Origin of the sequence: Polaromonas sp. (genome assembly GCF_049790275.1) — a bacterium.
Classification (GTDB): Bacteria; Pseudomonadota; Gammaproteobacteria; order Burkholderiales; family Burkholderiaceae_C; genus Polaromonas.
In genome coordinates this window covers 1-22,117 of record NZ_JBAQYR010000099.1, presented here as the reverse complement: position 1 = coordinate 22,117, position 22,117 = coordinate 1, and the positions used below count along the sequence as shown (strand labels likewise).

Here is a 22,117-nt window from a genome sequence, read left to right as displayed (position 1 = left end):
TGATCGCGCAATGAGCAGCCAACCGACCCCTTCTGTGCAGACGAACGGCTTCCTGCAGGCCGGCAAGCCGATCGCCAAAGCCGACCTGATTGAAGGGATGGCCAAAGGCATGGCGGTGCTGGAGAGTTTTGACACGCAGCGCCAGCGCCTGAACGCCACGCTGGCCGCGTAACGCGCCGGCATCACGCGCGCGGCCGCGCGCCGCCACCTGCTGACGCTGGCCTACCTGGGTTATCTGGAAACCGACGGCAGCTATTACTGGCTGGCGCCCAAGGTGCTGCGCTTTTCGGGCAGCTACCTGGCATCGGCGCGTTTGCCGCGCGCCGTGCAGCCGACGCTGAACCGCCTGGCGGCGCAAACCCAGGAGTCGTTTTCGGCCAGCGTGCTGGACGGTGACGAAGTGGTGGTCATCGGGCGCAGCGGTTACGAGTGGAAAAGCGGTGCGGACGGCGCCGTGCGTGTGCTGGCCTACGGCCTGCACCTGGGCGCGCGGCTGCCCGCGCATGCGACATCCACCGGGCGCGTGCTGCTGGCAGCCAAGCCCAAAACCGCGCTGACGCAATGGCTCAAGGGCCGCACGCTGCCGCGCTTGACCACGCGCACCATCATCGACATCAAGCAGTTTCGGGCGGTGATCGAACAGGTGCGGGTCGACGACTGCTGCCTGGCGGCGGAAGAGCACGAGCTTGGCGTGCATGCGCTGGCGGTGCCGCTGCGCAACATGCAGGGCAGGACGGTGGCCGCGCTGAATGTGGTGGCGTCGCCGCAGCGGCTTTCGGCACAGGCGATGCAGCGCGACTTGCTGCCGCTGCTGTTCGACGCGGCGAGGGAGCTGCGGCCGCTGATGTAGCCGGTCAGGTAATCACTAGGTGCCTGGCGTGCGTGCCGCCACTAGAATTTGCAGATGGAAGCCAAAACCAAAAAGAGCGAGCTGACCCGCAACGCCATCATCGATGCGGGCATCGACATTGCCGTTCGTCATGGATTGGGTGCGGTGACGGTTCCCAGCCTGGCTGAAAAGCTGCAGCTTTCCAACAGTGGCGTGTTTTCCCGGATCGGCTCCATTGAGGCCTTGCGCATTGCCCTGGTTGATGAATATGGCCGGCGCTTTCTGGCTGATATTTTTTTTCCCGCGCTAAACAAGCCGCATGGGCTGGACAGGCTCAACGCGATGGTCGAGACATGGATCCGAAAAATATGCAGCGGGGATGGCAAGAGCATGGCTCTGTTTGAAGTCACTGCCCTGTCCATGGACCAGGCCGCGCAGGAAACGCGAGAAATCCTGGTGGGCAATGTGCGCGCGTGGCGCGGTGTGATGATGCGCACCATCACCCAGGCCATGGAGCGGAACCAGCTCAAGGAAGACATCGATCCGCAGGCGCTGCTGTTCGAGATTCACTGCCTGGTGCTGGGGGCCTTGTACGAATACCGCATCATGAACGATGCGAACACGACAGACATCGCCGTTGCCTCGTACCGCGCCCTGATTCGGCGCGTGAGCAAGCACGCCGGACAAGGGTGACGCCTGCGCCCTTCAGTGGGTGTCTGCGACGGAACTCGTCTCCCGCCAGTGCCCGCCTGTAAGAGGGTCCAAGCCTTTGATTTTTCTCTCCAGCAGCGGCAGGCAAACGCTGGCGACCCAGTCCCGGGTGTCCCGGTCAGTGCTTGTGCTGCGCCGACCAGGGTCCGCAAAGTACGCGAGGGTGATGTTTTCAAGGCGGGGCGTCATTTCGTCGGCCACCCAGTCGAGGAAGTCGGAAGGGACCTTGGCCGCATTTTTCCTGACGAGGTCTGCAACCAGCTCGTCCAGTACGTCCACGGCCAAGAGCACACGCTTTCGGGAAGAGGCCAGAACAGGGGCTCCCAAGGCCGGCCGGCGGCTTCCAAAGTTAAGGAACTTTGAGGTGCGCCGAGCCGAAGGCCGCTGGGGACCGGTTCGTAACGCGCTGGCGGCCGGCACAGAGGCTCCTAGGACATGATCCTGCCGTCACCCGACAGGATGCCCAGGTCGACATAGCGGGAGCCGACACGCGCGGTGGTGCCGCTGTAATCGATCTGGAAACCGCCAAGGTCGAAATTACGGATGCCGGCGACGGCCTGGCGCAGTTTTTCCCGGTCGGTCGCACGGCCGCTACGCTGAAGGGCTTCGGCCATGACCCGCGTGTTGATATAACCCTCCAGGCTGCCTGTGGTGAAGCGCTCTTCGCCGGTGGCGCGCATCGCGCCCTGGTATTCGCGGATGATCTGGTGTTTGGAGCGGTTGGGCTCGGGAAACACCATCGTGATGGCTACACCGCGGGCGCTGGTGCCCAGCTGGCGGACGCCTTCTTGCGTCAGGGAGGGGCTGATGCCCGCGATGGGCATGCTTGGCGAAACCTTGCGCAAGGCGGCCACGAGCCCGGTGGTGGCGGCGCCCGTGGTGGCCAGTACCACGGCAGAAGGAATGGACGCCACGGTTTGTGCTGCCACGGCATCGGTATTTTTTCCGTCCACGGACAACGCGAACGGGCCCAGCACATTGATGCCGGCTTTTTTCAGCAGCGCCATCATTTCTGCGGCGACTTCCTTGCCGTAGGCGTTGTCGGCGTAGACGAGGGCCGGGTTCTTGATGCCCATGGAGGCGACGTTCTGCACCAGCCGCTCAATTTCATCGCTGTAGCTGGCGCGAATGTGAAACACGTTGCGCAATCCGCTGGTGCGCAGGCTGCTGGCACCGGTGAGCGGTGCCAGATGGACCAGGCCCGCGGATTCAATCAGGGGCGTGATGGCGGCATTGTTGGCGGTTCCGAGGCAGGACATCAGGCCCACAATGGCCGGGTTGGCCGCCAGTTGCTTGATGTTTTCCACGCTGCGCGCGGGCACGTAAGCATCGTCCAGGACCTCCATTTGAAGGGGACGGTCGTGGATGCCTCCCTTGGCGTTGATTTGCGCCAGCGCTGCTTTCACACCTTTCTGGTTTTCCAGGCCAAACGCGCCAAGCGGCCCGGTCATGGCGGCGGTGCTGCCGATAAGCCAGGCATTTGGATTCGCAACAGCATGCGAAATTCTGGAGGAAAAAAGCGAAGTCACGCCCAGTGCGGTACCGGATGCGATAAATTGGCGACGTTTCATGAGGGGCTCCGCTAATACGTTAGTTTTGGATCGAGAGGCAATACAGGGGAAATACAGGCAAGCGTGGGTAGTTTAGATAGCTTTCCCATGAATTAGCATGATGATGCGAAAAATCAGCCTGAAATTGTGACTTTTTTACCATCAGCCGACCTGGAGGACGTGCCAACCCGGTTCCCCTGGGATGTTTCGATGTTTCAAAACCCTGCAAGCTTGTTAAGCGGTGGGGTTGCAGGGACGCGGCTTGAAACGCCCGGTTTCCCGCGCCTGCAGGCGGCAAGGCAAGTGGTCCACTGCTGGCGCCGATCACGGGCAGGGACGGCCGCGCTGTCAAACGCCCAGGTATTGGGTCAGGAGTTCAGGCCGCGCATGCAGCTCGGCCGAGCTGCCTTCAAACACCACTTCGCCCTTGACCAGGATGATGTTGCGGTCGGTGATCTGGGTGACGTGTTTCCAGTTCTTGTCGACGATCACGCTGCTGATGCCGCTTTCGCGGATCACGCCGCAGATGCGCCAGATCTCGCGGGCGATCAGGGGTGCCAGGCCTTCGGTGGCCTCGTCGAGGATCAGCACGTCGGGGTTGGTCATGAGCGCGCGGCCGATGGTCAGCATCTGCTGCTCGCCGCCGCTGAGCTGCTGGCCGCCGTGGCCCAGGCGCTCCTTCAGGCGCGGGAAGGTCTCCAGCACGCGTTCGTAGGTCCAGTCTCGTTGTCCGCGGGTGCCGGCGCGCGCCGCCATCTTGAGGTTTTCGACCACGCTGAGGTTGCCGAAGATGCCGCGGCCTTCGGGCACGTAGGCAATGCCGAGCTGGGAAATTTCATAGGGCGCGCGGCCCGCCATCGGCTTGCCAATGATGTCCACCGTGCCCGAACGTGGCTTGACCAGGCCCATGATGCTTTTGAGCAGGGTGCTTTTGCCCATGCCGTTGCGGCCCATCAGGCCTATGGTTTCACCGCGCGCGACGGAAAAATTGACGCCGCGCAGGATGTGGCTGGCGCCGTAGTAGGTGTGGATGCCTTTGGCATCGATCAGCAGCTCGGCCATCAGTTTTCTTCCCCCAGATAGGCAGCCTGCACACCGGCATCGGCGCGTATTTCTGCAGGAGTGCCGGTGGCGATCACCTGGCCGTTGACCATGACGGTCAACTGGTCGGCGAGCGTGAAGACGGCGTCCATGTCGTGTTCGACCAGCAGGATGCCGTGGTCGGCCTTGAGCTTGAGCAGCAGGGCGACCATGCGCTCCGCTTCCGCCACGCCCATGCCGGCCAGCGGTTCGTCGAGCAGCAGCACCTGCGGCTCGGTCGCCAGCGTCATGGCGATCTCCAGCTGGCGCTGCTCGCCGTGGCTGATGGTTCCAGCGATGGCGTTCTTCCGATTTTCAAGGCCGGAGAGCTCGATAGCCCTTTCTGCACGGGCATTGATAGCTGCAAAATCAGTAGCACGGCTGAGCCAGCGCGCGGCATGCGGCTGGCGCGACTGAGCGGCCAGGCGCACGTTGTCCCACACAGAAAAGGGCAGGAAGATGTTGGTTTTCTGGTAACTGCGACCCAGACCCTGGCGCGAGATTTTCTCGGGGTTCCAGCCGGTGACATCCTGGTCGCCCAATTGGACCGAACCCGAGGTCGGCGGCAGGTCGCCCGACAGCAGGTTGGTCAGCGTGGACTTGCCGGCGCCGTTGGGGCCGATGACGGCGTGGATGTGGTTGCGCAGCAGGTCCAGCGAAACGTCATTGACAGCAGCCAGGCCGCCGAAACGTTTGGTCAGGTTTCTTGCTGAAAGGAGTATTTCACTCATTGCCAGCTCCCCTGCGTTTGCCAAAGCGCTCGACCAGCCCGAGGATGCCGCGCGGTGCAAAGGTGACCAGCAGCACAATGAACAGGCCCATCCACAACTGCCAGTGTTTGCCGAGATTGACGCTGCCGACCTGTGGCAGGTCCTTGAAGACATGCAGCAGGTATTCGAACGCGAAGGCGCCGACGATGGCACCGGCGAAATTGCCCATGCCGCCGAGGATGACCATCATGATGGCGTGCGCGCTCATGTGAAAACCCATGAGTTCGGGGTTGATGTAGCCGGTTTGCGTGCCCCACAGGTAACCGGCCAGGCCGGCCAGTGCGCCGGCCAGCGTGAAGGCCGTGAGCTTGTAGCGGAAAGTGCCGAAACCCATGGCGCGCATGCGGTGTTCGTTGACACGTATGCCGGCCAGCGCACGACCGAACGGGCTCCACAGCAGGCGGCGCAGGAAGACGTAGACGAGCAGCAGCACAGCCAGCGTGAAGTAATACAACGTGCGTTTGTTCTCGAGGTCCCACCATGCGGCCGGTACCCAGCCGAACAAGGCGACATCGGGTTTGAAGTTGATGTACAGGCCGTCGGAGCCGCCCAGCACCTTGTTGTCGAAAAACAGGAAGAAGACCATCTGCGCAAAGGCCATGGTCACCATGATGAAGTAGATGCCGTGCGTGCGTACCACGAAAAATCCGATGATGAGCGCGCCCAGCCCGGAGGCCAGCACGGCCAGCGGCAGCGTCCACCATATGCTGACCGCCTCGCCTTGCGGCATCAGGAAAGCCAGCGCATAACCGGCCAGGCCGAAGTAGGCCGCATGGCCCAGCGAGACCAGGCCGGTGACGCCCAGCAACAGGTCCAGGCTCATCGCAAAAATCGCCATGATCATCATGCGGGTGACCATCTGCACATAGAAATCGGTGCCGGTGAACGGAAACGCGACCAGGGCGACCAGCCCGAGCGCCAGCGCCACCTGCACGCCGCGCGGCAGGACTTCGAGATTGGCTTTCATCATTGCGCCCCCACGCTTGTCACTTCGTGTATTGCGCTGCCCCCCGAGGGGGCCGCTGCGCCTGCGGGCCGGCAAAGCCGGACCCGCGGCCCCTGCTTGAGCATGCGGGGAGATGCATGAACCCTTACGCTGTTCGTGTTGAGTTTCATTGTTTAAACAGGCCTTCAGGCTTCCACAAAAGAACGGCCGCCATCAACATGTAAACCAGCATGCCGGCCACCTGCGGCAGCAGCACCTTGCCGAAGGTATCAACCAGCCCGACCAGCAGGGCGGAAATGAGGGCGCCGCGCACGGAGCCGATGCCGCCTATGACCACCACCACAAAACACATGATCAATACCTGCGAGCCCATGTTGGGATAGACGCTGGCAATCGGGGCGGCAATCATGCCGGCCACGGCGGCCAGCGTGACGCCGAGTGCGAACACCACCGCATGGATCAGCTTGATGTTGATGCCCAGCGCACCGGCCATGTCGCGGTTGAAGGCACCGGCGCGGATTTTCATGCCGAGCCGGGTTTTGGAGATCAGGATGTACAGGCCCACGGCCAGGGCGATACAGACACCGGACATGAAGAGGCGGTAGACCGGGTAGGACAGGTTGTCAGTCAGCGGAATCAAGGCGCTGAGCAGTTCGGGAATGGCCACTCCATGCACGTCGTCGCCCCAGAGGATGGAACGCAGCTCCTCGAAGATGTAGATCAGGCCGAAAGTCAGCAGCACCTGGTCGAGGTGATCACGCTGGTAGAAGTGGCGAAACAGCAGCCATTCGAGTGCCAGCCCGAAAATGGCCGACAGCGCCGCGCCGCCGAGTATGGCCAGCGTGAGGCTGCCGAAATAGGCACTGAGCGACCAGGCGAGGTAGGCGCCCAGCATGTAGAAGCTGCCGTGCGCCAGGTTGACCACGCCCATGATGCCGAAGATCAGCGTCAGGCCGGCGGCCAGCATGAACAGCAGCAGGCCGTACTGGACGCTGTTGAGCAGCTGGATGAGGAAGTTGGCGAGATCCATGGCCGAGCTTCAGGCCTGCCTGCGGGTGAGCAGCAGGAGCCCGCCCATGAGCGTGAACAGCCCGCCGGAAACGCGATTGAACCAGCGCACGGCGCGGCTGGAGCGCAAAAGTGGCGCAATGCGGGCAACGCCCAAAGCGCAGCCGCTCAGAACGCTGAACTCGAAGGCCATGAAGGTCAGCGAGAGGATGGCGAACTGCGGCACGAAAGGCGCAGCCGGATTGAGAAACTGCGGAAAGAAGGCAGCGAAAAAGAGCACGGCCTTGGGATTGCTCGCCCCGACCAGGAAGCCCCGAAGAAAAAATGAACGGCGGGGCGCCTCGCTCACACCTGCATCGGTTCGCAGCACGGCGGCGTCACTGCGGAAAGTTTTGACGCCAAGGTAAATCAGGTAAGCCGCGCCCAGCACCTTGGCCACCGTGAAGGCGGCTTCAGAGGCTGCCAGCAGCGCACCCAGGCCCAGGGCTGACAGCAGCATCACACACAACACGGCGCTGACGCTGCCGGCCACCGAAGTCATGGCCTTGCGCGGACCATGATTCAGCGAGGTCGTCATGCACATCAGCATGGTCGGGCCTGGCGTGAAGATCAGCAAGGCGACGGCCGCGAGGTAGAGGAGATAGGTGGTGAGGGTCATGGAGGGGAAGATAGCATTGCGACAAGACAGCAAGCACGCGCCGTACCAGGCGGGTCAAAAAGGGGCCGGGCGTGTAGCGATATGCCGCGCGACCCGGGGACTCTTAAACCAGGCAGGGGCCGCGGGTCCGGCTTCGCCGGCCCGCAGGCGCAGCGGCCCCCTCGGGGGGCAGGGAGCTACGCGAAGCGAGCGACCGTGGGGGCTCAACTCATTTTGCAACCGGCACCGGAATCGGCCAGCGCCTTGGCGGCTACGCCGAGCACCTTGTTTTCCTTGTTCTCGACGACGCGCAGGTAGATGTCCTGCACCGGGTTGTGCGCCTTGCTCATGGTCCACTTGCCGCGCGGGCTGTCGATCACCGCGGACTCGAGCGCCTTGTACAGCGCCGGTTTGCTGTTCAGGTCGCCCTTGACCGCATTGGCGCCCTGCACCAGCAGCAGGCCGGTGTCGTAGCCCTGCACCGCATAAACGTCGGGCTGGCTGCGGAAGGCCGTGGCATAAGCCAGGCGGAAGGCCTTGTTGCGCGGCGTGTCCAGCGAGTCGCTGTAATGCATGGTGGTGATGATGCCGTCGGCCGCGGGGCCCGCGGCGTCGAGCACGCCTTCGGTCAGGAAGCCCGAGCCGTACAGGGGAATCTTGCCCTTCAGGCCGGCCGCAGCGTAGTCGCGGATGAACTTGGCAGCGCCGCCGCCGGCGAAGAAGCAGGCCACGGCGTCGGGCTTGAGTGCGGCGATTTCGGTCAGCAGCGCCTGGAATTCGACGTTGGGGAAGGGCAGGCCCAGCTCCTTGATGATGGTGCCGCCGGCTTTGGTGTAGCTCTCCTTGAAGCCTTCGAAGGCTTCGTCACCGGCTGCGTACTTCCAGGTGATCCAGACGGCTTTTTTATGGCCCTTGGCCATCATGGCCTGGCCCAGCGCGCGGGTTGGCTGCGAATTGGTGAATGACGTGCGGAACACGTTGGGCGCGCACAGGCTGCGTGTTGCGGCATGCACACCGGCGTTCGGGATCAGGCTGAGCACGCCGGAGTCGCGCGCCACTTTCTGGATGCCCATCTGCACGCCCGAGTGCACGGTACCGACCAGCACATCGACCTTGTCGCGCTGCACCAGCTTGCTGGCGTTTTCAACACCCTTGGATGGCTCGGATTCGTCGTCCACCTTGAAGTATTCGATCTCGCGGCCACCGAGCTTGCCGCCTTGCTGGTCGATGGCCAGGCGGAAACCGTTTTCAATCGCCACGCCGAGCTGCGCAAAGGTGCCGGTGTAGGGCAGCATGAAACCCACGCGCACCTTGCCGGACTGTGCCCGCACCACTTGAGGGAGCAGCAGGCCGGTGGAAGCCGCGCCGATGACGGCGGCACTCTGGCTCAGGATCAAACGACGTGAAGGAAGGCGTGAGGTCATGGAAAACTCCTGGTTGGGACTGAACGGATAGCGCCGGAAGCCTTTGATGGTAACGGTGCGGTGCTGCGAAAACCCTAGTGAAAAACCCGAGATTGAAGGTTGAATTGTTTATGTTTAAAGCAATTACCCTGCCAGCTTGCCGGCTTGAACAGCCGCCTGGCGCAACTTGAAGCGCTGGATCTTGCCGGTCGCTGTTTTCGGCAGCTCGGTGACGAACTCGATCCAGCGCGGGTATTTGTAGGGCGCCAGTTGCTGCTTCACATGCGCCTTCAGCTCGTCGGCCGAAGCTGCTTGCCCGGGCTTGAGCACCACAAAGGCCTTGGGTTTGACCAGCTGGTCGGCATCGGCCGCGCCTATCACCGCCACTTCGAGGACGGACGGATGTGTCATCAGGGAAGCCTCGACTTCGAAAGGAGAGACATAGATGCCGCCGACCTTGAGCATGTCGTCGGTGCGGCCGCTGTAGGTGTAGTAGCCGTCGGCGTCCATCGTGTACTTGTCGCCGCTGCGTGTCCACTCGCCGGCGAAAGTGGACTTGGTCTTCGCGCGGCTGTTCCAGTACATCAGGGCCGAGCTGGGCCCTTTTATCTGCAGCTCGCCGATCTCGCCGGTGCCGCATTCGCTGCCGTCATCGCCGACGATACGCAGCTCGTAGCCGGGCACGGCCTTGCCGGTGCTGCCGTAACGCACTTCACCGGGCCGGTTGCTCAGGAAGATGTGCAACATCTCGGTGGAGCCGATGCCGTCGAGAATTTCGCAGCCGTAGTGTGCGGTCCATTTTTTGCCGATCTCGGCGGGCAGGGCCTCGCCGGCGCTGGTGCAGACGCGCAGCTTCAGTTCCGGCTTCTGCGGCCGCGCCGGATCCGCCAGCAGGGCGGCGTATAGCGTGGGCACGCCATAGAAGATGGTGGGCTGGTGCTTTTTCAAGATGCCGAAAACGTCGGCCGGGGTGGGCCGCGCGGGCAGCAGCACTGCGGTGGCGCCCACACTCATTGGAAAGGTCAGGCCGTTGCCCAGGCCATAGGCAAAAAACAGCTTGGCCGCTGAATAGACCACATCCGACTCCTGGATGCCGAGCACGCCGCGGCCATACAGCTCGGCGGTCTGGATCAGGTGGCTGTGCAGGTGCACCGTGCCCTTGGGGGTGCCGGTCGAACCGCTGGAATACAGCCAGAAGCAGGCCTCGTCGGCACAGGTGGGCGCTACATTTTGGGTAGCTGTCTGCGCCCGCGCCATCTGGGCCAGGGTTGCGTGGGGTGCTGCATCTTCGGCGCCCGCAACGATGACGCTGCGCAGGGTCGGTATCCGGCCTAACAGTGGTTCAAAGGCGGGCAGCAGGGCTTTGGAGACGATGAGGCCTTGTGCACGCGAGTCGCGCAGCATGAATTCGAAGTCAGGCGTGGTCAGCAGCGTGTTGGCGGCGATGGGCACCACACCGGCCAGGATGCAGCCCAGAAAAGCCACCGGCCACTCGACGGTGTCGAGCACGGCCAGCAGGACGCGGCTTTCGGGTGCAAAGCCCTGGGCGCGCAAGGCGTTGGCAAAACGGTGCGACTGCTCCGTGAGTTCGCCATAGCTCAGGGTGGCGCCGCTGACGGCGTCAATGAATGCGACCTTGCCGCTGCGGCCGGCATTGCGTTCGAGCAGGTCGTAGGCCGCGTTGTACTCGCGGGGGATGTCCACGCGGGGCGGGTTGACGCTGTGGTCGGCGCGGCTCAGTTTCATCAATAGTCTCCGGATGCTCTGGTTTTTATAGCCGCCTGCGCCCGCTGCGCAAGGGCTGACGGCTTGTTTCTCTATGAAAGTTCAGGCGGCTTCGGTGCTGGGTGTGCTGCTCAGCACCAGGGCCAGCCATTCGCGGCACCAGGCGGCGCCTTCGGTCTCGGGCATCGTGCCGGCGCTGGCGTCGTGGATCCAGACGTCGCCGATGCGCTGGGCGCCCAGCCCCTGCAGGCGTTCGTCGAATTTCTTGCCGCCGAAAGCAAAAGTCTGCTGGTAGGTGCGGTCGCCCAGGGCAATCACGCCATAACGGACGTGGCCGAGGAACTTCGGCTGGCTGTCGAGCGAGTCGTACAGCGCACGAGCGTTGTCCGGCACGTCCCCCTGGCCATAGGTGGAAGAACATATGAGATATATTGCATCTTCTTCGACGGCAGTGTCAAAGACGCTGATGTCCAGGCCGTCCATCAGCTGGACATCAATGTCCGGGACCAGATCGGCACAATCCATCTGGATCGCTTGCGCCACATAGTCGGCCGTGCTGGTCATGGTGCCTACAAGAATTTTCAGTTTCATTAAGGTCTCCGAAAAAAGATGCAATAAACTGCTTGACGCGTTATTGATGTGAAGTATACTGCAATCTTGATCTAGCGCAAATACTTTTTGAAAAAGTGATGTCCGATGCAAGCCATGTCTGAAACTGAAGCAAAAGCCACCCTGGCCGAACTGGGCGCCAGGGTGCGTGCCTGGCGCGCCCGCCGCGGCATGACGCGCAAGGCATTGGCCGCCGACTCCGGCCTCAGCGAGCGTTTCCTGGCCGATGTGGAAAGCGGCAAGGGCAATGTCTCCATCAATTCGCTGGAAGCCGCCGCCCGCGCGCTGAACATCTCCATACTTGAACTGCTGCAGGACGCGCCGCGTCCGGCGCTGGCGCGCGTGCATGGCCTGCTGGGCCGGCTCGACGACACGCAGCTGGACCAGGCGTACACGCTGCTGGGTAGCACTTTCGGGTTGAGCGAGACACAAGGCCGTGAACAGCGCATTGCGCTGATCGGCCTGCGCGGCGCCGGCAAATCAACGCTGGGCCTGAAACTGGCGACCGAACGCGGCGTGCCTTTTGTCGAGCTGGACCGCGAGATCGAGCGCGAAGCCGGCACCAGCATGAACGAAATTTTGCTGCTGCACGGGCAGGCCGGCTACCGCCGCTACGAACGCCGCGCACTGTTCCGTATTGCCGAGGACCATGCCGACGGCGTGGTCATGACCACTGGTGGGAGCATCGTCAGCGAGCGCGAAACCTTTGACCTGCTGCAAAGCCGCTTTTACTGCGTCTGGCTCAAGGCCAGCCCGGAAGAACACATGGCGCGTGTGGTGGCGCAGGGCGACATGCGGCCTTTCGACAGCACACGCGGCGCCACCAGCGAGGCCATGGAAGACCTGCGCCGCATCCTGGCCAGCCGCGAAGCCTTGTATGCGCGTGCCGATGCGGTGGTGGACACCGCGGCAAGAACCCTCAAGCAAAGCCTGAAAGACCTGGAACGCGCCGTTCCGCAGGCTGCCAGTAACTGAAACATAGACATAGGAGATATCCCCCCATGAATGCCATGACCGAACCGCTGTTGTTCAAACAGGTGATTGAAGGCCAGGAGCGCGAGCTCGTAAGCTTCGCCACCCACCCGACCAAATACCAGCACTGGACGCTGAACGTGGAGGGTGATGTGGCCCGTCTCAAGCTCGACATCAACGAGGACGGCGGCATCAAGCCCGGCTACAAGCTCAAGCTCAACAGCTACGACCTGGGCGTGGACATCGAGCTGCACGACGCCATCAACCGCATCCGTTTTGAGCATCCGGCCGTCAAGGTGGTGGTGTTCGAATCCGGCAAGGAAAAGATCTGGTGTTCGGGCGCCAACATCTACATGCTGGGCCTGTCCACGCACGGCTGGAAGGTCAACTTCTGCAAGTTCACCAATGAAACCCGTAACGGCCTGGAAGATTCCTCGCGCCATGACGGCCTGAAAGCCATCGCCGCTGTCACCGGCGCCTGCGCCGGCGGCGGCTATGAGCTGGCCCTGGCCTGCGACCGCATCGTGATGGTGGACGACCGCGCGAGTACCGTGAGCCTGCCCGAAGTGCCGCTGCTCGGCGTGTTGCCCGGCACCGGCGGCCTGACCCGCGTGACCGACAAGCGCAAGGTGCGCCGCGACCTGGCCGACATCTTCTGCACCACCAGCGAAGGTGTGCGCGCCGACCGCGCGAAAGACTGGAAGCTGATTGACGCCTGCGCCAAGCCGCAGCAGTTCAGTGCCTTGCTTGCTACTGAAATAGAAGCGCTCCGCGCCCAATCCACAAGGGCTGCAGCCTCAAAAGGCATTGAACTGACGCCCCTCAAGGTGGTCGTCGACGATGCCGGTTACCACTACAGCGTGGTTGATGCGCAGGTGGACCGCGGCAACCGCATTGCAACCATCACGGTCAAGGCACCTGCTGTCGCCATTGAATCCACGCCGCAAGCCATCGAGGCGGCCGGCGCCAGCTGGTACCCGCTCAAGCTGCAGCGGGAACTGGACGACACCATCCTGAACCTGCGCACCAACGAGCTGGAAGTCGGCACCTGGGTCATCAGGACGCAAGGCGACGCGGGGCAAATCATCCGCATGGACGAGGTGCTGGCCAAACTCAAGGACCACTGGCTGGTGAAGGAAACCACGGGTGCATTGCGTCGCACCCTGGCCCGCATCGACGTGACCAGCCGCTCGCTGATTGCGCTGGTGGATGCCGGCTCGTGTTTCGCCGGGACCTTTTATGAACTGGCGCTGGCCTGCGACCGCATCTACATGCTGGACCTGCCGGATTCGCCCGATGCCGCACCCACGCTGCAATTGAGCTCCGCCAACTTTGGCTGGTTCCCCGCCGTCAATGGCTTGACGCGGCTGCAAACCCGTTTCTGCGAGGACACCGTCACCATCAAGCAGCTTGAAAAGCTCGGCGACAGCAAGCTGCGCGCCGACCAGGCGCTCGAACTCGGCCTGGTGACCCTGAGCCCGGACGACATCGACTGGGATGACGAGATCCGCATCACGCTGGAAGAACGCGCATCCATGTCGCCCGACGCGATGACCGGCATGGAAGCGTCGTTGCGTTTCCCTGGCAAGGAAACCATGGAAACACGCATTTTTGGCCGCCTGTCGGCCTGGCAGAACTGGATTTTCATCCGCCCGAATGCGGTGGGCGAGGACGGTGCCCTGAAACTTTTTGGCACCGGAAAAAAAGCGAAATTTGACTGGAAAAGAATCTGATTCCCCCCGAAGCGCCTGCGGCGCCTCCCCCAAGGAGGCGGCCACCAGCGGCCCGGCAGAGCCGGTTCCGCGGCGGCCACTGGCCTTGGTAAACATACTTACCTGATGGAAGAACGACATGAGCACCATTGACCTGCAAGCCCTGATCCCCAACAACGTCAACCTCGGCGAGAACCGCCAGTTGCAGCGCGCCCTCGAGCACTGGCAGCCGGCCTTCATGAGCTGGTGGGATGAAATGGGCCCGAGCGACTTCAACGCCAAAGAGGTGTACCTGCGCACCGCCGTCGGCGTGGACGCTTCCGGCTGGGCCAGCTACGGCTATACGCCCATGCCCGATTACCGCTGGGGCATCTTTCTGGCGGACAAGGAAGAAAACCGCAAGATCGGTTTTGGCGACCACATGGGCCAGGATGTCTGGCAGGAAGTGCCCGGCGAGTACCGCAGCGCCTTCCGCCGACTGATCGTGACCCAGGGCGACACCGAGCCGGCGTCCGTCGAGCAGCAACGCCTGCTGGGCCACACCGCCCCCAGCCTGTACGACCTGCGCAACCTGTTCCAGGTCAATGTCGAAGAGGGCCGGCACCTCTGGGCCATGGTCTACCTGCTGCACGCGCACTTTGGCCGCGACGGCCGCGAGGAAGCCGAAGAGCTGCTGACCCGCCACAGCGGCGACGCCGACAAGCCGCGCATCCTGGGCACCTTCAACGAGCCCATGGACAACTGGCTGAGCTTTTTCATGTTCACCTATTTCACCGACCGCGACGGCAAGTTCCAGCTCAAGAGCTTCGCCGAAAGCGCCTTTGACCCGCTGGCGCGCACCACGCGTTTCATGTTGACCGAGGAAGCCCACCACATGTTTGTCGGCGAGACCGGCATCGGCCGCGTCATCAAGCGCACGCTGGAAGTCATGAAGGAGCTGGACACCGACAACGTCGATACCCTGCGCAAGGCCGGCGTGATCGACTTGCCGACCGTCCAGAAATTCATGAACTTCTGGTTCACCTCCTCGCTGGACCTGTTCGGCTCGGAAGCCTCATCGAACGCGGCCAACTACTTCAGCAACGGCATCAAGGGCCGGCCCGATGAAGCCAGGTTCGCCGACCACGTCGAGCTCGAAACCGAAATGACCATCCAGGTGCCGGATGGCAAGGGCGGTTTGAAGAACGAAACCATTTCCACGCGCAACGGCATGAACGAGATCACCCGCCTGGAATACGTGAAGGACTGCAATGTCGGCGTGACACGCTGGAACATGGCCATCAAGCGCGCCGCTGTGGACTTCGAACTGAGCCTGCCCAATTCACGTTTTCGCCGCAGCGTCGGCGCCTGGTCGGCCGCCCACACCGATCCGCAGGGCAACCCGATCAGCGCCACTGAATTTGAAGCAAAAAAGGACGTCTGGCTGCCGACCGACGAAGACAAGACCTTCATCCACAGCCTGATGCAGCGCGTGACCGAGCCGGGCAAGATGGCCGGCTGGATCGCGCCACCGGACCGCGGCATCAATGCCAATGCCGTCGAGTACGAATACGTCAAACTTTGAGCCTGAATGCAAAAAGCCCCGAACGCGCATGCGTTACGGGGTTTTTTGATGTGTCAGCCGATCAGGGCGCCGCGTTCCTTGAGCAGCTCCCGCAGCAGCGAACGGTGGCAGCGTGCCTCGTTCTCGCAGTAGCAACCCATCGCGAAACTGGTTTGATGTGAGAGCGCAGCCAGCAAGTCGAGGTTCCGGCTGGCGTCGGCTTCTGCCATTTCGGAGCGGTACTTCCTGCTGAAGGCGGCCCAATCCTTGTCGGTTTCCACCGACTGGCCCAGTTTCATGGTTTCCACGCCGGGTGCGAGGTTGGGGTACCAGACGTCGTACCAGTCCTGCGACGCAAATTCCGTCTTGGGTACACCGCGCGGCGGCCGCCGTACCGTGCCTATACGCAGGCCTTCTCCCTGACTACGGGGTGTACCCAGCTTCACAATTTTTATTGCCATGAGAATCCTTTCAGCATCGACGTTTGACGCCATTCTGAACGGTTTTGGCGGGATGACGGACGGTCGTGGTGTGGTGTTGACCTCAACGGCCCCACTCAGTGGTCTGCCCGGAGGGGATCGAACCCCCGACCCTCAGCTTAGAAGGCTGATGCTCTATCCAACTGAGCTACGGGCAGAAATGCGGATACGGCGAATGTAAACGCAGATGCGAAAAAAGCCCACAGAAGCGGGCTTTTTTGGATGATTTCATGGTCGGAGTACAAGGATTCGAACCTTGGACCCCCTGGTCCCAAACCAGGTGCGCTACCAGACTGCGCCACACTCCGACAAGTCCAAGATTATAGCCCGAAGAGTCAGGTGTTTCCGGCTCCCTGGAATTATTTCAGGGGCTACGGATATTGGTGCTCCGATTTAGCGCTTCAGGTACTGCGTTTTGCCGAACAGGATGTCGCGTGCCCTGTCGTCGGTGATGGGGCGGCGCAGGTCGGCCAGCACCCTGGCGCCGCGCTGCACGGCCGGACGCGCGCCCACCAGGTCAAACCATTTTTTCAGGTGCGAGTAGTCAGCCCAATCGATGCCGTGGTTTTCCCAGTTGCGCAGCCAGGGGAAGATGGCGATGTCGGCAATCGTGTATTCATCGCAGGCAATGAATTTGCTTGTGCCCAACTGCCTGTCCATCACGCCGTAGAGGCGCCTGGTTTCGTTGGTGTAGCGGTCGATGGCGTATTCGATTTTTTCCGGCGCGTACTGGCGGAAGTGGTGGGCCTGTCCGATCATGGGTCCGACGCCGCCCATCTGAAACATCAGCCACTGCAGCGTCTGGAACTTGAGCCGGTCGGTACCGGGCAAAAACTTCCCGTTTTTGGCCGCAAGGTAGAGCAAGATGGCACCGGATTCGAACAGGGCGATGGGCTGGCCGTCCGGGCCCACAGGGTCCACCAGGGCGGGGATCTTGTTGTTCGGACTGATCGCCAGGAACTCGGGCTTGAACTGGTCTCCGGCGCCGATGTTGACTGCAATGGCTTCCCAGTCGTGCCCCAGGCGCAAGCCGCACTCTTCCAGCATGGATGTGCACCTTGTGGCCGTTCGGCGTGGGCCACGAATAAACCTTGATCATCGCGCTTCCTTTTCAACATATGATGTTTGCTGGACTTTAAGAGAAATCCTGGAACCATGTTTGATCGCCTGAAAAAAGTCTTTGCACGAAGCGAGACGCAACTGCCGCAAGCAGTGCCTCCCGATGCGGTGTCGGAGTGGGCGGGCACGCATGGCTTCAGTTACTCCAGCCAGGGCAAGGGGGCCGGTTTTGTATTGACCGGCAAGGTGCGCGGCAAACCCTGGAAACTCGAAAGCGGGGCGGCATCACGCGACTACATCGTGGGTGAGGAATTGCGTGCACGTGCCGCACTGGGCATCAATGAAGATGCAGCGGTGCTGATCATGAACCGGCCGCTCAAGGAGTCTCTGGAAAAGCGCGCCTACGCCATTTATACGGACACACTGCAGACCACAGCTGCCCCTGGACTACCGGAGGAAATGCGCTGGCTCGCGATGTACGAGGAGTTTGGCTGGAGCAGCGTGGTGCCCGAATTCTGGGAGCGTTATGCGGTGCTGGCTGACCGGCGTGACAACGCGCTGGCCTGGGTGGACAACAACCTGGCGGAAATGCTGCTGCACTGGCCCGAGCCCGGCCCGGATCCGACAACGCCATTCATCCTGATGCTGCTGCGTGGCAAGGCCTACCTGCGCATGCAGTACAGCCCGCCCACCATCGCCACGCTGCAGCATGCGGCCATTGTGTACACCAGTGCGTGTGATGCGGCGCTGGCTGGCCTGTCCACCGACATTCCCCTGTAGTTTCAAGACAAATCAGGCTCAAGCCCAGCAGGGACGGGCGCCACCAGCTACTCTTTTAATAGCGACCCGGCGACCCGCCGCTTCTGTTCGGTGCGTCGTTTCAGCTGCCGCGCGTGATCGGCATCTCGACTTCGCGGGGCATCGCCAGGTGTTTGGCCAGTTCCAGCTTGGCCAACGAAGCACGGTGCACTTCGTCGGGGCCGTCGGCCAGGCGCAGGGTGCGCTGGTGCGCGTAGGCATAGGCCAGCGGGAAGTCGTCCGACACGCCGCCACCGCCATGCGCCTGGATGGCCCAGTCGATGATCTGGCAGGCCATGTTGGGCGCCACGACCTTGATCATGGCGATTTCGGCCTTGGCAACCTTGTTGCCGACGGTGTCCATCATGTAAGCGGCCTTGAGCGTCAGCAGGCGGGCCTGGTCGATCATGCAGCGCGCTTCGGCAATGCGCTCATGCCAGACCGACTGGCTTGCGATGGGCTTGCCAAAGGCGACGCGCGTGTTCAGGCGCTTGCACATCAGTTCGAGCGCGCGCTCGGCAATACCTATGCTGCGCATGCAGTGGTGGATGCGCCCGGGGCCGAGGCGGCCCTGGGCGATTTCGAAGCCGCGGCCTTCGCCAAGCAGCATGTTGCTCACGGGCACGCGTACATTGGTCAGGCGCACTTCCATGTGGCCGTGCGGTGCGTCGTCGTAGCCGAAAACATTCAGCGGCCGGACCACGGTGATGCCGGGCGTGTTGGCCGGCACCAGGACCATGGACTGCTGCTCGTGGCGGCCGGCTTCCGGGTTGGTCTTGCCCATGACGATGTAAATCGCACAGCGCGGGTCACCGGCACCGGACGACCACCACTTCAGGCCATTGAGCACATAGTCGTTGCCGTCGCGCACGATGCTGCACTGGATGTTGGTCGCATCGGACGAGGCCACTTCAGGCTCGGTCATCAGGAAGGCCGAGCGGATCTCGCCCTTGAGCAGGGGTTCGAGCCAGCGGTCCTTGTTGGCTTCCGAGCCGTAACGCTCGATGGTTTCCATGTTGCCGGTATCGGGCGCTGAACAGTTGAATACCTCGGCAGCAAACACCACGCGGCCCATGATTTCGCACAGCGGCGCGTATTCAAGGTTGGACAGGCCTTCGGGTGCCCGTGAGGAATGGGGCAAGAACAGGTTCCACAGGCCTGCGGCACGGGCCTTGGGTTTGAGTTCCTCGATGAGGGTGGTAGGAATCCAGGCGTTGCCCCTGGCGCGGTTTTCGGCAATCTCGCGGAAGAAACGCGCTTCGTTCGGGTAGATATGCTGGTCCATGAACTTGAGCAGGCGGGCCTGCAGTTCCTGTACCTTGGGGGTGTAGTTGAAATCCATGGATATCTCCTTGAGTGATCGTTTTCGTTAGCTGGGTAACCAATTTTCCGCCGGGCCGCCCCAAGGAAAATTAGCCCCTTTGCGTGGTGACAGGGGCAGCGCAGTACGCGAAGCGACAAGCGTGGGGGTCATGTCTGCATCTGGCTTTTTTGTGCAAAGTCCCAAGCCATGCGTGCCAGCGCAGGGGCACCCTTGGCCGAGGCGACGGCCTGGGCGCTGGCCGCGGTGCCGGCCTCGACCCGTTTGGCTATGCCCTGCAAAATCGCTGCCAGCCTGAACAGGTTGTAGGCGAGGTAGAAATTCCAGTCGGCCTTGATCTGTTCGGGGCTGGCAAAGCCGGTGCGTTCGCAGTACAGGCGGATGTAATCGGACTCCAGCGGAATGCCCAGACTGGCCACATCGAGCCCGCCTATGCCGCGGAAGGCGCCCGGCGGTATGTGCCAGGCCATGCAGTGGTAGCTGAAGTCGGCCAGCGGGTGGCCCAGGGTCGAGAGCTCCCAGTCCAGCACGGCCAGCACGCGCGGCTCGGTCGGGTGGAACATCAGGTTGTCGAGGCGAAAGTCGCCGTGCACGATGGAGACCATGCTTTCATCGCGGGCACTCGCCGGAATGTTCCCGGGCAGCCACTTCATGAGCGCGTCCATCTCGGGGATGGGCTGGGTGATGGAGGCGGTGTACTGCTTGCTCCAGCGACCGATCTGGCGTTCGAAATAATTGCCCGGTTTGCCATAGTCGGCCAGGCCCCGTTCGGCGAACTTCACCTTGTGCAGTGCGGCAATGACGCGGTTCATCTCCCGGTAGATATCGCCGCGCTGGGCATTCGTCATTCCCGGCAAGGCCTGGTCCCAGAGCACGCGGCCTTCGACAAATTCCATCACGTAGAAGGCACGGCCGATCACGGCCTCGTCTTCGCACAGGCAATCCATTTTTGCCACCGGCACGTCGGTGCCCTGCAGGCCGCTCATGACCTTGAATTCGCGTTCCACCGCATGCGCCGAAGGCAGCAGCTTCGCCACTGGTCCCGGCTTGGCGCGCATCACGTAAGCGCGTGACGGCGTGAGCAGCTTGTAGGTGGGGTTGGACTGGCCGCCCTTGAACATTTCCACGCTCAGCGGTCCCGCAAAACCCGGCAGGTTTTTCTCGAGGTAGGCACTCAGCGCCACGACATCAAAAGCGTGCTGGGCCGAGACCTCGCGGGTGCCCAGGAAATGGTCAAAATTGCTCATCGTTTCACTTTTCCAGATCAGCTTCAGAGATACGCATCAAGGCTTCGCGGTTGCGCACCACCAGGCCGCCCGGCTCGATGCGGATCGCATCCTCGCGCTCCATGGCCTTGAGTTCCTGGTTCACGCGCTGGCGCGAGGCGCCCAGCAACTGGGCCAGCTCTTCCTGCGCGAGCTGCAGGCCGATGCGCACTTCGCGGCCATCGCTGAGGCTGCTCACGCCATAACTGCGCACCAGGTGCAGCAGCTGCTTGGCCAGCCGTGCGCGCAGCGGCAGGGTGTTGAGGTCTTCCACCAGGCCGTAAAGCTGGCGGATACGGCGCGCATGCAGGCGCAGCATGGCTTCGTACAGTTCCACGTGGGCGGCCAGGATTTTTTTGAAGTCGGCCTTGGCCACGCAAAGAATGGTGGTGTCGCCATGCGCATAGGCGTCGTGCGTGCGCCGGTCGCCGTCGAAGATCGCCACGTCGCCAAACCAGATGCCGGGTTCCACATAGGTCAGCGTGATCTGCTTGCCCGAGATGGAGGTCGAGCTCACCCGCACCGCACCCTTGGCGCAGGCAATCCATTGCTCCGGCGGATCGCCGCGGGCGGCGATCAGTTCGCCGTCCTTGAAACGTTGGACGTAAGCGCATCGGAGTATGTCGTGCCTGAGTGAAGGAGATAGGGATGAAAACCATCGGCCACCGTTGATGGCCTCTCTTTCGTCTATCGTAAGAATGGGATCGTCCATAGCCTGTCTTTTGAGTGACTCACAAGACTTCTATTGTCGCGCCAGCGACGGCCTGGCGCGCGTCCGGCTGTCGCATCGGTGTCCTGGCTCAGGCCATGGCCGGAGGCAGCCGCGGCGCGTGCCGCCTGCTTCACTCGTAGGCGGGAGGGCGCTTGTCGAGAAACGCCGCGATACCTTCGCCGCCATTGGGGTGATGCAGGTTGCGCACGAAATGCGCGCGTTCGGCGTCCATTTGCTGGCTCAGGGTATTGGCCTGCGCGTCGTTGATGAGCTCCTTGATGCTGGCCAGTGTATTGGGTGCACGCGCGTTGAGCGTATCGGCCAGTTTGAGTGCTTCGTGGAGCGCGTCACCGGCAGTCACACTGCGGTTGACCAGGCCCAAGGCATGCAGCCGCGGGGAGCCTATGCGTTCGCCGCACATGAGTAGTTCGGTGACCAGGGCGCGGGGCAGGGCACGGCTGAGCGCCCAGCTGCCGCCACCGTCCGGCGACAGGGCCACACTGCTGTAGGCCATCACAAACACGGCATTTTCGGCCGCAACCACGAAATCGCAGGCAAGTGCCAGCGAAAACCCGGCACCGGCGGCGGCGCCTTCGACGGCTGCAATCACCGGCTTTGGAAAAGTGCGTATCGAATCGATCCAGCTGTGCAGGCTGTTGATGCTCTGGGCCTGCACGTCGGCCGGCAGCTCCCGGTTGCCCTGCAGGCGGCGCAGGTTGCCCCCGGCGCAAAAGTTGGCGCCTTCACCAGTGATGACCACGCTGCGGATCTCAGGATTGTTTTCGGCGGCGTTCAGCGCTTCCACACCCTGGGCATAAATCTCCGGCCCGAGCGCGTTCCTGAATTCGGGATTGCTGATCGTCAGGACAAGGGTCTGGCCCTCACTGGTACTTTTGATTGCGCCTGCCATGTCAGTTTTTCCAATCCAGCGAAATGGGGAAGAGGCAGGGAATAAATCCCCGTGCAAGTGGGCGCCGCGGAACTGGCT

At 62.4% G+C, this 22,117-nt stretch carries 20 protein-coding genes, 2 tRNA genes and 2 pseudogenes; 6 read left to right on the top strand and 18 right to left on the bottom strand.

Annotation, left to right across the window (positions count from 1 at the left end):
• Positions 1-10 precede the first annotated feature (10 nt).
• Both WA904_RS13390 and WA904_RS13385 read left to right on the top strand, forming a co-directional pair.
• Positions 11-850, top strand: a pseudogene (locus WA904_RS13390) (IclR family transcriptional regulator domain-containing protein).
• 54 nt (positions 851-904) lie between these two features.
• Positions 905-1,522, top strand: a complete 618-nt coding sequence (locus WA904_RS13385; RefSeq protein ID WP_425197620.1) for a TetR/AcrR family transcriptional regulator — start codon at positions 905-907, stop codon at positions 1,520-1,522.
• 12 nt (positions 1,523-1,534) lie between these two features.
• Here WA904_RS13385 and WA904_RS13380 read toward each other — a convergent pair whose 3' ends face one another.
• The 10 genes from WA904_RS13380 to WA904_RS13335 form a co-directional block, all read right to left on the bottom strand.
• A complete protein-coding gene (locus tag WA904_RS13380; RefSeq protein ID WP_425197619.1) occupies positions 1,535-1,825 on the bottom strand; it encodes a hypothetical protein in 291 nt (96 codons plus the stop codon).
• A 143-nt stretch (positions 1,826-1,968) separates the two neighbouring features.
• Positions 1,969-3,111 (bottom strand): ABC transporter substrate-binding protein, encoded by a 1,143-nt coding sequence (locus WA904_RS13375; RefSeq protein ID WP_425197618.1) that lies wholly within the window; start codon positions 3,109-3,111, stop codon positions 1,969-1,971.
• Positions 3,112-3,438: 327 nt separating this feature from the next.
• On the bottom strand, positions 3,439-4,152 hold the full coding sequence (locus WA904_RS13370) for an ABC transporter ATP-binding protein (protein ID WP_425197617.1): 714 nt from the start codon (positions 4,150-4,152) through the stop codon (positions 3,439-3,441).
• Positions 4,152-4,901: an ABC transporter ATP-binding protein gene (locus WA904_RS13365; RefSeq protein ID WP_425197616.1), complete on the bottom strand. Its 750-nt coding sequence runs from the start codon at positions 4,899-4,901 to the stop codon at positions 4,152-4,154. The genes WA904_RS13370 and WA904_RS13365 overlap by 1 nt, the downstream gene beginning before the upstream one ends.
• Complete coding sequence (locus WA904_RS13360) at positions 4,894-5,910, bottom strand: branched-chain amino acid ABC transporter permease (protein ID WP_425197615.1); 1,017 nt, start codon at positions 5,908-5,910, stop codon at positions 4,894-4,896. Before WA904_RS13360 ends, WA904_RS13365 begins: the two co-directional genes overlap by 8 nt.
• Before the next feature lie 142 nt (positions 5,911-6,052).
• The gene (locus tag WA904_RS13355; RefSeq protein WP_425197614.1) at positions 6,053-6,916 is read right to left on the bottom strand and encodes a branched-chain amino acid ABC transporter permease; all 864 of its coding nucleotides are present in this window, start codon (positions 6,914-6,916) and stop codon (positions 6,053-6,055) included.
• A 9-nt stretch (positions 6,917-6,925) separates the two neighbouring features.
• On the bottom strand, positions 6,926-7,552 hold the full coding sequence (locus tag WA904_RS13350) for a LysE family translocator (RefSeq protein WP_425197613.1): 627 nt from the start codon (positions 7,550-7,552) through the stop codon (positions 6,926-6,928).
• 203 nt (positions 7,553-7,755) lie between these two features.
• The gene (locus WA904_RS13345; RefSeq protein WP_425197612.1) at positions 7,756-8,955 is read right to left on the bottom strand and encodes an ABC transporter substrate-binding protein; all 1,200 of its coding nucleotides are present in this window, start codon (positions 8,953-8,955) and stop codon (positions 7,756-7,758) included.
• A gap of 123 nt (positions 8,956-9,078) precedes the next feature.
• The gene (locus tag WA904_RS13340) at positions 9,079-10,680 is read right to left on the bottom strand and encodes a benzoate-CoA ligase family protein (RefSeq protein WP_425197611.1); all 1,602 of its coding nucleotides are present in this window, start codon (positions 10,678-10,680) and stop codon (positions 9,079-9,081) included.
• Positions 10,681-10,761: 81 nt separating this feature from the next.
• Positions 10,762-11,250: a flavodoxin domain-containing protein gene (locus WA904_RS13335; RefSeq protein ID WP_425197610.1), complete on the bottom strand. Its 489-nt coding sequence runs from the start codon at positions 11,248-11,250 to the stop codon at positions 10,762-10,764.
• A 114-nt stretch (positions 11,251-11,364) separates the two neighbouring features.
• Here WA904_RS13335 and WA904_RS13330 point away from each other — a divergent pair, with 114 nt between their 5' ends.
• The 3 genes from WA904_RS13330 to boxB all read left to right on the top strand — a co-directional run bounded on the left by WA904_RS13330 (position 11,365) and on the right by boxB (position 15,516).
• Positions 11,365-12,243, top strand: coding sequence for a helix-turn-helix transcriptional regulator (locus WA904_RS13330; protein WP_425197609.1), 879 nt, complete (start codon positions 11,365-11,367; stop codon positions 12,241-12,243).
• 26 nt (positions 12,244-12,269) lie between these two features.
• Entirely contained in the window at positions 12,270-13,973 is a 1,704-nt protein-coding gene (gene boxC / locus WA904_RS13325; RefSeq protein ID WP_425197608.1) for a 2,3-epoxybenzoyl-CoA dihydrolase, read from the top strand.
• Positions 13,974-14,091: 118 nt separating this feature from the next.
• A complete protein-coding gene (boxB, locus tag WA904_RS13320) occupies positions 14,092-15,516 on the top strand; it encodes a benzoyl-CoA 2,3-epoxidase subunit BoxB (protein ID WP_425197607.1) in 1,425 nt (474 codons plus the stop codon).
• Between the two features lie 53 nt (positions 15,517-15,569).
• Here the strand turns inward: boxB and WA904_RS13315 are convergent, their stop codons facing one another.
• From WA904_RS13315 to WA904_RS13300, 4 genes and pseudogenes are all read right to left on the bottom strand, one after another.
• Complete coding sequence (locus tag WA904_RS13315) at positions 15,570-15,956, bottom strand: DUF488 domain-containing protein (protein WP_425197606.1); 387 nt, start codon at positions 15,954-15,956, stop codon at positions 15,570-15,572.
• Positions 15,957-16,055: 99 nt separating this feature from the next.
• Positions 16,056-16,132 (bottom strand) — tRNA-Arg (locus WA904_RS13310).
• 73 nt (positions 16,133-16,205) lie between these two features.
• Positions 16,206-16,282: transfer RNA gene (locus tag WA904_RS13305), tRNA-Pro, on the bottom strand.
• 85 nt (positions 16,283-16,367) lie between these two features.
• Positions 16,368-17,073, bottom strand: a pseudogene (locus WA904_RS13300) (glutathione S-transferase N-terminal domain-containing protein).
• A 56-nt stretch (positions 17,074-17,129) separates the two neighbouring features.
• On the opposite strand from WA904_RS13300, the gene WA904_RS13295 reads away from it, so the two are divergent.
• Positions 17,130-17,813, top strand: a complete 684-nt coding sequence (locus WA904_RS13295; protein WP_425197605.1) for a hypothetical protein — start codon at positions 17,130-17,132, stop codon at positions 17,811-17,813.
• 100 nt (positions 17,814-17,913) lie between these two features.
• Here the strand turns inward: WA904_RS13295 and WA904_RS13290 are convergent, their stop codons facing one another.
• From WA904_RS13290 to WA904_RS13275, 4 genes are all read right to left on the bottom strand, one after another.
• On the bottom strand, positions 17,914-19,173 hold the full coding sequence (locus tag WA904_RS13290) for an acyl-CoA dehydrogenase family protein (protein WP_425197604.1): 1,260 nt from the start codon (positions 19,171-19,173) through the stop codon (positions 17,914-17,916).
• Between the two features lie 128 nt (positions 19,174-19,301).
• A complete protein-coding gene (locus WA904_RS13285) occupies positions 19,302-20,399 on the bottom strand; it encodes a phosphotransferase (protein WP_425197603.1) in 1,098 nt (365 codons plus the stop codon).
• 4 nt (positions 20,400-20,403) lie between these two features.
• Complete coding sequence (locus WA904_RS13280; RefSeq protein WP_341911277.1) at positions 20,404-21,129, bottom strand: Crp/Fnr family transcriptional regulator; 726 nt, start codon at positions 21,127-21,129, stop codon at positions 20,404-20,406.
• Positions 21,130-21,259: 130 nt separating this feature from the next.
• The gene (locus WA904_RS13275; RefSeq protein WP_425197602.1) at positions 21,260-22,039 is read right to left on the bottom strand and encodes an oxepin-CoA hydrolase, alternative type; all 780 of its coding nucleotides are present in this window, start codon (positions 22,037-22,039) and stop codon (positions 21,260-21,262) included.
• Between the last annotated feature and the right edge of the window lie 78 nt (positions 22,040-22,117).